The sequence below is a fragment of the Coleofasciculus sp. FACHB-712 genome, assembly GCF_014695635.1.
In the GTDB taxonomy this organism is placed as follows: domain Bacteria; phylum Cyanobacteriota; class Cyanobacteriia; order Cyanobacteriales; family FACHB-T130; genus FACHB-T130.
In genome coordinates, this window is sequence record NZ_JACJOQ010000049.1 from 1 (window position 1) to 10803 (window position 10803).

The following is a 10803-nucleotide window of genomic DNA, read 5'->3' on the forward strand; positions in this document are numbered from 1 at the left end:
CGAAATTGATTGAATTATGGCTCTTTATCGTCGAAATTTCCTGTTTCTGCTAGGTGGCACTGCCGGAGCAGCCGTCATTGGGGCTTTCCCCGCAGCTTGTGCAGCTCAAACAACTCCAAAAAGTGAAAACCAGCAAGCACAGCAGCAGACACCGCAAGCACAACAGCAGGGGCAAACGGTAAATACTTTTACACTGCCGCCTTTACCTTATGCCTACAATGCTCTGGAACCCCATATTGATGAGGCGACGATGCGGTTTCACCATGATAAACACCATGCCGCCTACGTCAAAAATCTGAATGAAGCCGTGAATAAATACTCGCAACTCAAAGGCAAGAGTCCTGAAGAATTGCTTCGTGACATCAATAGCGTGCCAGAAGATATTCGTACTACAGTACGCAATAACGGCGGCGGTCACGTAAATCATACGATGTTTTGGGAAATCATGGCACCCAATGCTGGTGGAGCGCCGACGGGAAGAATTGCCGAAGCGATTAATCAAAGCTTTGGCAGTTTTGACGCTTTCAAAAAGCAATTTAATGAAGCCGGTAGCAAGCGTTTTGGCAGCGGCTGGGCTTGGCTGGTTCGCGGTAAGGATGGGAAGTTGCAAGTGATGAGTACGGCGAATCAAGATAGTCCGTTGATGGAAGGAATGTATCCGATTATGGGCAATGATGTCTGGGAACACGCTTACTATTTGAAATACCAAAATAAGCGTGCTGATTATTTAGATGCTTGGTGGAACGTCGTTAATTGGAATGCAGTAAACCAGCGATTTGAGAAAGCATCAGCTTAGTTGAATGCCGCTGATTTCAGCCCTAAACTAAAGTTTGGGCTAATAGCTTAAACCCGTTTAAACGGGTTTAAAGGCTGACCAGTAAGTTAAAGCTTACTTTAGCTTTAATCCGGAAATTTATTTGCAAACTCTTTGTGTTAGTGCCATCCCGGTCTAGTTGCTCGAAGCCTTGGTTAGCAGGCTCAATTGAGGCTGTGAAGCGCGAGGTGGCTCTCGCAGTGCTAGATGGACTTCGTTTGTCTCGCCGGATTCCCGCCTCTGGGAAATTTGCTCTCATCGGGATGCTCCCGATCCTGGGAACCCAATGCATCTACAGCGCTATTTTTGTAGCTTAATGATAATAATTGACAATAACTCTTTTTGCAGCTATATTCAAAGGTTGTCAATTACGTTACTAAAAGTTGATAACACAGGCTATAGAAGATGGCTTCAAAGAAAAGCAACCCTTTGTACAGGTAGTGGGTGGAGAATTTGTTTGTGGTAACTTAACAAACGGTTCTTAGCTACCTAGTTAAAAAACATTGTCAATATAAGATTTTATTGAGGAGTAACCTGGTGAAGCGTCGAAAGTTTGTGTTTTTAATGGGACTGGCAACTGCGAGCGGTGGGTTAGCGATCGCCTGCTCTGACAACCAGAGTGTCACGACTCCCAATGCAACCTCCCCAACCAGCAGCCCTGCCAGTACGACTGCCGCCAGTCCATCTGCCAGCCCAGTTGCCGCCACCGGCCCATTGGAAAAAGAACTGGTGGTCTACTCAGGACGGGACGAGAAACTGGTTGGCGACCTGATTAAACAGTTTGAAAAGGAAACTGGGGCGAAAGTACAAGTCCGCTATGGCGACACCGCTGAGTTAGCAGCAGCCATTCTGGAAGAAGGTAAAAATAGTCCGGCTGACGTTTTCTTTGCTCAAGATGCCGGGGCACTCGGAGCAATGCAAAAAGCAGGTAGGGCATCGCAGTTGCCAACTTCACTGCTCGATCGGGTAGAAAGCCGCTACCGCTCACCGGATGGGAAGTGGGTTGGAATTACGGGTCGAGTGCGGACAGTAGACTACAACACCAAGTTAGTTAAGGCAGCAGATTTACCAGAATCTATCACTGGCTTTACCGATCCAAAGTGGAAAGGAAAAATTGGTTGGGCACCTACGAATGGCTCCTTCCAGTCCTTTGTCACCGCTTTGCGCGTCTCGCAAGGGGATGAGAAAGCTAAGCAATGGCTAGAAGGCATTAAAGCCAACAATCCCAAAACTTACCCCAAAAATGCGGCAATTGTAGAAGCGCTATCCCGTGGGGAAATTGCGGTCGGATTTGTCAATCACTATTACTTAGAAAAGTTCAAGCAAGAAAATCCCCAAGCTCCGGTGGATCATCACTTTACCAATGATGTTGGTTCCTTGGTTAACGTGGCGGGCGTGGCAATTTTAGAGGGTGCAAAACATCCCAATATTGCTCAGAAGTTTGTGGACTTCATGTTGGCTCAGGATGCTCAGAAATACTTTGCCACCAAGACTTATGAGTATCCACTAGCTTCGGGAATCGCTCCGGCGGGGAATTTAAAAGCACTCAACGGAATTCCCAGCCAAGCGACTGCCATTGACTTAAGCAATCTGAACGACTTGGATGCAACGTTGAAGCTTTTGCAGGAGACACAGGTAATTTAAGTCGTTTGTGGGAATGGGGAATAAGTACTGATAACTCTTATTACCCATTACCAGCCTTCAAAAGTGATGTTATTTCCGCAATTTTGTTGAATTGCTGGTTGTTAATCCCCATATCGATTAACTGATTGGAGAAAGCAGCTCGACCCCCTTTATTTCTAACTTTAACAGCAGCGGCAGTAGCGATCGCGATCGCTCTGCCTCTGACTTATTTGGTCATCCGGACGGCTGGTGTCGGTGGGGAAGCGCTCTGGGAATTAGTTTCCCGTGCCCGAACTCTCACCATTTTGCTCAACAGTGCGGCAATGGCGGCAATCGTGACCCTGTGTTCGGCATTGATTGCCGTGCCACTGGCATTTTTAACCGTGCGAACCGATTTACCGGGACGCCGATTTTGGCTAATTGCGACGACCTTACCCTTGGCAGTTCCTAGCTATGTAGGGAGTTTTACGCTGATTGCCACTTTTGGGCCACGGGGTAGTTTGTTGCAGTTGTTGCTGGAACCTTTGGGGGTGCAGGAATTACCTTCGATCTACGGCTGGCCTGGGGTGATTTTGGCACTCACCTTATTTACCTACCCTTATCTGCTATTGAGTGTCCGTTCTGGATTGCAAGGAATTGATCCCACCCTGGAGGAAGCCGCCCGGAGTTTAGGTCAAAGCGGTCAAGCTACTTTCTTTCGCGTTATCTTGCCCCAGTTGCGCCCGTCATTGGTGGCTGGGGGTTTATTGGTGGCGTTGTACTCGCTGCGGGACTTTGGGACGCCGTCGTTAATGCGGTTTGATGCCTTTACACGGGCAATTTTTTTGCAGTACAAGGCAAGTTTTAACCGCAATTCAGCAGCGGCTTTGGCGTTGGTATTAGTGGGGCTGGTGCTGTTGATTTTGTGGTTAGAGTATCGGGCGCGATCGCGTGCAGCATACTACAGTCGCGGCTCCACCTCCCAGCGCCCCCCTAAAGTTTTGCTGCTGGGGCGTTGGAAGTGGCCTGCGGTGGCTTTTTGTGCGGTCGTGACAGCGATCGCTTTAGTGCTTCCTATTGGCATTACCGTGTTCTGGCTGATTCGCGGACTCCATAATGGCTACAGCCTTCCGAATCTGGTACCGGCTGCACTCAATTCCATTTTGGCGTCAGGAATTACAGCGGGTGTCGCCACTCTTTTTGCCTTACCTGTGGCAATTTTAGCGGTGCGGTTTCCTGGGCGAATTACTTCAATAATTGAACGCTGTTCTTATATTGGCTTTGGCTTGCCTGGAATTGTGGTGGCGCTGTCGCTGGTATTTTTTGGGGCAAACTACTTGCCACAGTTGTATCAAACCCTGCCGATGTTGGTGTTTGCCTATCTTGTCTTGTTTCTACCCCAGTCGGTGGGAACCGTGCGGGGTTCGCTTTTACAGGTGAATCCGCAGCTGGAAGAATCGGCGCGGAGTTTGGGTAGAAGTTCGTGGCAAACTCTCAGAGAAGTTACGCTTCCGCTGGTGCGTCCGGGTGTTATTGCTGGAGCTATGTTGGTGTTTCTGACGGCAATTAAAGAATTACCGGCTACCTTGCTATTAGCACCGATTGGCTTTGAAACCTTGGCTGTAAAGATTTGGAAAGCGACGGAAAATGTTGAGTTTGCTGAGGCAGCAACTGGCTCTCTATTTATGTTGTTAGTTTCAATTGGTTCGACTTTATTACTGTTATCTCAAGAGCGCGTGAGGAGTTATAAGTAGGCGGAAATGGTTTGTAGGAGATTTTTTTGACGAACCGCCAAGGACGGGCTAGCGTTCGCGAAGCGGCGCGGATGCACGAGAGAGATGAGCATTAGCGCTATAGGACGCCAAGGAAGAGAAGGAAGCGGGTTTCATGAATCACTAAAGATTGCTATCTATATGGTTTTTATCAAATTCAGGACTTACGCAACTGGCACAGCGATAGCGAAGCGCTGCTGCGAAGCGCAGATCGCATAAGAACACCACGAAAGCGCGATCGCTCAGAAGAACTACGCTATGCCCCCTATGGCAAGGCGTTTCTCCTCATGCACGCGATCCTTCCTGATGGATGATGGCGATCGCTGTGCTAATCTTTGCGGACATACTGGCGGATACGTTGAGCCGTCTCTTCTGCCCGAACTTGTGCGGTTGCCTGCTTGCCACTTTCGGGTTCCCAGTTGTACTCGCGACTGGAATAGTACTGAATTGCAACCTGTCTCTTGGAAGTCAACACCAAAACGATCTGATAGTTGACATCGTAGATTTTGTCACCATCACTATCTTCTTTTGGAACTAGTCTTCTAGTAGGAGTCAGCTGAACCTGAACATCAACAAAATCACTCAGCGTGTAGGTCTTGACCGTATTACTGTCCTGGGAAATGATACAGTGGGCTGACCGATCGAAGACCCAAACGTTAGATGATTGTACGTTCGCTCTCAACCACTGTGCGATCCCTTTTGCGTATGGGTTTGGAGCTACATATTTGTCAATCCAGGTTTGCCCAAATCCAAGTGCCAATTGCCAGGGACAGTAAACTCTACGACTGACCTCATCTGCTATTGGCTGCACTTGTTGCCACTCTGCTCCCTCCCAGGGAGACTTTACAGATGGGTGAGCCTGTCCACACAGACACAGTAACTCGCCCGATCGCATTTCGACGAAGAGCCGCACCTTTGCCCAAGGGTCTACATCTAAAATAACCCGATGAATATCTGAAAAATCATAATGTTCCTGGCGTTGTCTCCACAGACTCCCATATTGGTAAGTCAGTCGATTCTGGGTTTGGTCAATGCAATAAGACTCGATTAATTTAGAGCGGATACTCAAAAGACTGACATACAGCGCGTTGATTCCCACAAGGAAGAACATACCAGGGAGTAACCCAGACCACTGCAACCAGTCCACCTGTGCAATGCTTAAGCGATTTGCTGTAGGGTCTTTTAGGAAGGTGTTGATGCGATCAACACTCTCCTGTGTATTATCCAACCCAGAAGTTTTATATTCCCTTAAAGGAACTTCACCTTCACTGGTTTGTAACAGAACTTGGTAAAATACCCCATCATCTACATTTGTTGTCAACTCCACAGCCTGCAAATTACGAATGGGTGTGTTCTGCCACACCCCCAACCCCAACCAGCCCGGTTTGCTTAACTGACACGTAACCTGCGTCGGTTCTATCCGTTGGCAGTTCAATTTTGCAGGCCCGGTCCAGAGAAGGAATCCAACTCCTATCCCGGTCACGAGAATTTCTCGGAACACACGACCGAAGGACACGTAATTCTGGCGGAGAACTAATTTATTTGGAGACTGTTCAGCAATTTGCGTCATAGCAACTTTGAAGCAAGGATTGAAAATAAGAAATGTTGATGTTTCAGCTTTAGCAACCGAAGACGACTTCCTACAAGAACCTAACAAATTGGTTTTGCCATGCTGGGGCTATCAGCATTGCTACAGCCATCAGAGCTTCTGTTTAATTTAATACGCTTCGCTGGTGCTATATATTTGTTCTTAGGAGTACAAATGTTGATGAGCAAGCAGCAGGTTCAGTCATCGAAAACGGTTACTCCAATTGTTTACCGAAGACTTTTCTGGACTGGATTGGTCACCAGTATCACTAATCCAAAGGGAATTTTATTCTTCTTTGCATTCCTGCCAGAGCTTGTTGTTACCACTACAGGTCCCGTACCATTGCAAATGTTTGTCGTAGGGTTGACATTCAGGTTCTCAGGAGAAAATTAGTTGCTCAACTCAGGCGTCCAGCGTTAGCCATGTCCTTGGCCTAATTGTGGAGATGCAATCTGCGCTTCGCAGCAGCGCTTCGCTATCGCATGTGACAGTTGTGTAAGTCCTGAAATTATTTGTTGTGCCAAAGGGATATTTAATCAAGCCGCCTATTTTGAATTTTGAGTTATGCAACCACCGGCAATTTTACGCTTACAGAATGTAACGAAGCAGTTTAGCCAAAATACAGTTCCGGCTGTTGAAGATGTAACGTTGACTTTGCAGCCAGGGGATTTGTTAGGATTGCTGGGGCCATCTGGCTGCGGTAAAACTACACTGTTGCGGCTGATTGCAGGTTTTGAACGACCTTACCGCGGAAGCGTGGAGATTGCGGGGCGAACGGTTGCTGATTCCCGTTGTTGGGTGCCGCCAGAGCATCGGGACGTGGGAATTGTCTTTCAAGACTATGCCCTGTTTCCTCATCTGAGTGTGGCGGAGAATGTTGCTTTTGGGTTGCAACAGTTGAGTAAACAGCAGGTCAAGGAACGCACGCAAGATGCGATCGCGCTTGTCGGTCTGCAAGGATTAGAGAAGCGCTATCCTCACGAACTCTCTGGCGGTCAGCAGCAACGGGTTGCCCTCGCCCGTGCCTTAGCACCGCGACCAAAGCTGGTTCTCCTCGATGAACCTCTGAGCAATCTCGATATCCAAGTACGTTTGAGGTTGCGCGAAGAAGTGCGAGAGATTCTCAAGGCAATTGGCACTTCAGCAATTTTTGTCACCCACGACCAGGAAGAAGCACTTGCCATCTCTGATTGGGTGGGTGTTATGCGTCAAGGACATTTAGAGCAATTGGGCACTCCGGAAGATATCTACACCCACCCCGCCTCGCGGTTTGTTGCCGAATTTGTCACCCAAGCCAACTTCCTTCCCGCCCAACGCCAAGGTCATCTGTGGGAGACAGAAGTCGGTTGTTTTGATGTCGCCCTCAACGGACGGCAAGACCCCATTTCTAGCCTCACCGGCGAACTCATGATTCGCCAGGAAGACTTGATCTTACAGCCATTTCCTGATGCACCTGTTGTCATCCGAACCCGGCGCTTTTTAGGGCGCGAGTACCGATATTGCCTCCAAACTCCCTCTGGTAAAGAACTCCACGCTCGCACGATGACTGATACCGCCTTGCCGGTAGGAACGCGAGTGCAGCTGTCGATTGCCGGTGATAGCGTTCGAGTTTTTCCCAACTAAAACTCTCGATAAATTAGGGAAATTGCTCATAGCCCCCTTTTTAAGGGGGTTGGGGGATCTCCAAATCCGACCCGGCGAACTGGGCTTGGTCGGGGCTTTTTGATTGCCATGCCCCTACAGATGTATCGCACTCAACAGCGACGCAAGCGAGTGAGTAGCAGCACAATTTCGTCCATCGCCTGCCGTATCGTTGGGGCAGATTGGTCGGATTGATTGGCGAGAATGCTAAAAACAATCGTTTGATACTCTGGGTGATTCATATACCCGGCTAAGGAAACCGTTCCACTCATCGTTCCTGTCTTCGCTTGCACAATGCCTTGGGCTGGAGTATTTTGAAAGCGACTTTTTAGGGTGCCGCTGACACCGGCAACCGGGAGAGAGGCGCGGTAAATTGCGGCTTCTTTGGTTTGCGCGATCGCTTCGAGAGTCTGCACCAGTGCTTTTGGACTCACTAAGTTATGACGAGACAACCCGGAACCATCAGCCATCACGTAACTATTGGGATCGACGCCTAATTCCGTTAAAGCTTGTTTAACAGCAGCCAACCCCATTGCAGCCGAATTCTCTGAAAGTGTGGTTTCCTCGCCTTTGCTGGTGGCACCCAGGGTTCGCAATAAAGCTTCTGCATAGAGATTATTGCTGTTTTGGTTCGTCTCCATCAACAGAGTCTCCAACGGCGGCGACTCCACAACGGCTAATTCCCGTTCGTCCCCCCTTTCTCTGCCAGATCCCACCTGCGACTGTGCGATAGGAATCCCCGCAATTACTAAAGCCCGCCGGAAGTGCTGCAAAAAATACTGGGCGGGGTCGAGAACTGCCACACCCAAGGATGCAGGTTCGGCACCCGCAGGCAGCTGACCTTTAATCTGTAATACGGGTTTCCCCAGTACAGCGCTAACGGCGATCGCTGCCGGTGATTTCGCTTCCGCTGTCACCGTATTATTTTCCAGTCGCCATTGCGCGATCGCAATTGGATCGATCCAAGCGGTTTGTAGCGGTTGCCCAGGCGATCGCGGTGATAGGGTCAGCACGGTAGCATTTTGATTCAAAATTAAACTATTAACGGGTGCCGCATAAGGTGCCTGTAGATCGCCCCATTCCCAACTGGGATTTACTGCCTGTCCTTGAAAGTAATCATCCTCGACAATTAGCTGCTGCACCTGACGAATTCCCTGGCGCTTTAGCTGTTGTACCAAGCCTCTTATCTGGGTATCGCTGAAACTAGGATCACCTCGTCCCACTACGCGCAATTCTCCCCCGTTTGTGCCATAAACTGAGGTGCGAATCCGAAACTGAGAACCTAACTTGTTTAAAACCGCTGCTGTTGTCAGCAGCTTTGTATTCGATGCGGGGATAAAGTAACGGTCTGGTTCGCGGCTGTAGAGGGTGCGTTCTGGAAATTTTGAATTTGTCGATAATGGTTCTATTAAAATTCCCCAACGAGTACGAGAAAATTCCGGACGGTTGGTGACAGCATCAATCGCGTTTCCTAGTTGGGCAGGACAAACCAACGCAGGGGATTGGGGTTTTTCTGCTTGAGAAACCTGCTTTGAATTTATCGAAGGATTCGGAGAAACAGCGGGATTATTTGCCCTCGCCGCTTCCTGCCAGGATAGCAATTGTGTGTTTAGGAGCAACAGGAAACTCAGGCATTTACTGATTTTAGTAATTTTTAGGAATAAGTAGGGGCGCGGGAAAAAGCTAAAAATAGATAAACTTGTTTTTTTGAGACTACAGGTTTCTTTATGCTGGGATAAGCTGATACTTTCTTTTGACAACCTACTTACCATTCAGATTTTTCCAAATAAAACTGACTTGTCAATAAAAATACTACCTTGGATAGGTGCAAAAGCACGATTTAGTTTACCAATAAAAATATTTCTAATGGTAGAGCTTATCGAGTCTTAAAAAGTGAATAAAATACAGAATAATCATAGATTTTTTTGTATTTACAACCGAAAAAAATAGGTACTTATAATCATGGCACTTCAAGAGCGCGATTTTGAGAAAAGCGATCGCCATACAGAGGCACCCCGTCGGAACAACGGAAGTAAATATTTTTTGGTTGCTCTATTAAGCGCACTTTCGACATTGGGTTTAGTTGCTGCTGGTTGGTGGCTGTATCAGCGAATGCAGCAAGAAAATGCGATCGCTCCCGCAGAAGTTCCAGTGACGACCGCTAGCCCTACTGTCAGCTCAACCATTAGCCCCACCGTCGCCCCAACTGCTCCAGTCGCCCCAGCGCCCAGCCTTGGCATTCAACCCGGTCAATTTGTTGAGCCTGCCTTAAGCAACAAAGGGCAGGTAGAATTAATCGCCGTCCGCAGAATTCTTGGTGCGCCTGATGAAGTCAGCGTGGATATGCGAATTAATCGTCTTGCAGACGATGTGGTGGGAGGAGACCTGATTAATGTCGGTGGGACAACTGCCCGGAATCCGATCACCAGCGAAACTTATCAAGCACTCGATCCCTTAAAGCGTTCATCAGGAACGGTTTCTTTATATCAGATGCGCCTGGGGCAACCGCAAGAAGGCTATGTTGTGCTAAAAGTCCCCGCAGGTGTCAACACCCTCGATATCTATGTCGATCAAACGCAGGCGTTTAAAAATGTGCCGATTGCGGATGCGAACACCAGCCCAGTAGGTGGAACCGCCCCCGCTTCCCCAGTACCCACCATCGCGCCATCGCCCCAAGCTCAAGCACCTGCAACCACTGCGCCAGCTGCGCCAGTGCCCAGCGCTGACATTCAACCCGGTCAATTTGTACAGCCTGCTTTGGGCACCAAGGGGCAAGTAGAGTTGCTGTCTGTGAAGCGAATTCAAGATCCCGATTCCAGAAACCGCGACGTGGTAAACGTGCAGATGCGCGTCCGACGTCTGTCAGCGGATCGAGTGGTTGGGGGTGACATCATTACTGTGGGCGGGACCACTGGGCGGAATCCAGAGACGAGCGAAACCTACAAAGCCGTTGACTTGATTAATCGCTCGACGGGAACCGTTTCTTTGTTCCAGCTGCGCCCACAAGCGTCAGCAGATGCCTATGTCTGGCTGAGGGTGCCAGAAAACGTCAATTCTATTGACCTCTACGTGCCGGAGGTACAGGCATTTAAGAATGTGCCCATTTCTAAATAGGAGGGAATCGGTAATGGATCGTGGAGATTTGTCAGTCATTATTCGTCCATAATCATGAGTCTTTAGTCATTTGTTCTGAGTTCGTTGGTACTGACTCACGATCCATTACCCCTTACCAAAACGGTATGAGCAATTTTTTATCTGGCATCGCAGTTGTACTTTCAATTTTGGCGATTATTGGCAGTGGCTTCAGTGCCTATCAAGTTTTTGAACTGCGGGAGGAACTCAACGCGATCGCTAATTTAAAAAGCGGTTCGACGCCTATCGGAGAG

General features: G+C 48.7%; 8 protein-coding genes. 5 read left to right on the plus strand and 3 right to left on the minus strand.

Annotated features, from left to right (window positions below; translation table 11 throughout):
• The first annotated feature begins 16 nt into the window (after positions 1 to 16).
• Positions 17 to 796 carry a superoxide dismutase gene (locus H6F50_RS00940; RefSeq protein ID WP_190425299.1) on the plus strand — a complete coding sequence of 260 codons (780 nt, stop codon included), beginning with the start codon at positions 17 to 19 and terminating at the stop codon, positions 794 to 796.
• A gap of 67 nt (positions 797 to 863) precedes the next feature.
• Here the strand turns inward: H6F50_RS00940 and H6F50_RS00945 are convergent, their stop codons facing one another.
• Positions 864 to 1073, minus strand: a complete 210-nt coding sequence (locus H6F50_RS00945; RefSeq protein ID WP_190425302.1) for a hypothetical protein — start codon at positions 1071 to 1073, stop codon at positions 864 to 866.
• A gap of 278 nt (positions 1074 to 1351) precedes the next feature.
• Here H6F50_RS00945 and H6F50_RS00950 point away from each other — a divergent pair, with 278 nt between their 5' ends.
• Positions 1352 to 2458, plus strand: a complete 1107-nt coding sequence (locus H6F50_RS00950) for an extracellular solute-binding protein (protein WP_190425305.1) — start codon at positions 1352 to 1354, stop codon at positions 2456 to 2458.
• 125 nt (positions 2459 to 2583) lie between these two features.
• Positions 2584 to 4170, plus strand: a complete 1587-nt coding sequence (locus H6F50_RS00955) for an iron ABC transporter permease (RefSeq protein WP_190425308.1) — start codon at positions 2584 to 2586, stop codon at positions 4168 to 4170.
• Between the two features lie 346 nt (positions 4171 to 4516).
• Here H6F50_RS00955 and H6F50_RS00960 read toward each other — a convergent pair whose 3' ends face one another.
• Positions 4517 to 5758: a hypothetical protein gene (locus tag H6F50_RS00960; RefSeq protein ID WP_190425311.1), complete on the minus strand. Its 1242-nt coding sequence runs from the start codon at positions 5756 to 5758 to the stop codon at positions 4517 to 4519.
• Positions 5759 to 6340: 582 nt separating this feature from the next.
• Here H6F50_RS00960 and H6F50_RS00970 point away from each other — a divergent pair.
• Positions 6341 to 7399 carry an ABC transporter ATP-binding protein gene (locus tag H6F50_RS00970; RefSeq protein ID WP_190425315.1) on the plus strand — a complete coding sequence of 353 codons (1059 nt, stop codon included), beginning with the start codon at positions 6341 to 6343 and terminating at the stop codon, positions 7397 to 7399.
• 131 nt (positions 7400 to 7530) lie between these two features.
• On the opposite strand, the gene dacB is transcribed toward H6F50_RS00970, so the two are convergent.
• Positions 7531 to 9036 (minus strand): D-alanyl-D-alanine carboxypeptidase/D-alanyl-D-alanine-endopeptidase, encoded by a 1506-nt coding sequence (dacB, locus tag H6F50_RS00975; RefSeq protein WP_242028850.1) that lies wholly within the window; start codon positions 9034 to 9036, stop codon positions 7531 to 7533.
• Positions 9037 to 9379: 343 nt separating this feature from the next.
• Between dacB and H6F50_RS00980 the strand changes: the two genes are divergently transcribed.
• Positions 9380 to 10531 (plus strand): hypothetical protein, encoded by a 1152-nt coding sequence (locus H6F50_RS00980; protein ID WP_190425322.1) that lies wholly within the window; start codon positions 9380 to 9382, stop codon positions 10529 to 10531.
• Positions 10532 to 10803: the final 272 nt, after the last annotated feature.

Bases quoted from the DNA above. Each gene is read 5' to 3' on its own strand.
- H6F50_RS00940 (WP_190425299.1), top strand. From the start codon at position 17: ATGGCTCTTTATCGTCGAAATTTCCTGTTTCTGCTAGGTGGCACTGCC.
- H6F50_RS00945 (WP_190425302.1), bottom strand. From the start codon at position 1,073: ATGAGAGCAAATTTCCCAGAGGCGGGAATCCGGCGAGACAAACGAAGT.
- H6F50_RS00960 (WP_190425311.1), bottom strand. From the start codon at position 5,758: ATGACGCAAATTGCTGAACAGTCTCCAAATAAATTAGTTCTCCGCCAG.
- H6F50_RS00970 (WP_190425315.1), top strand. From the start codon at position 6,341: ATGCAACCACCGGCAATTTTACGCTTACAGAATGTAACGAAGCAGTTT.
- H6F50_RS00980 (WP_190425322.1), top strand. From the start codon at position 9,380: ATGGCACTTCAAGAGCGCGATTTTGAGAAAAGCGATCGCCATACAGAG.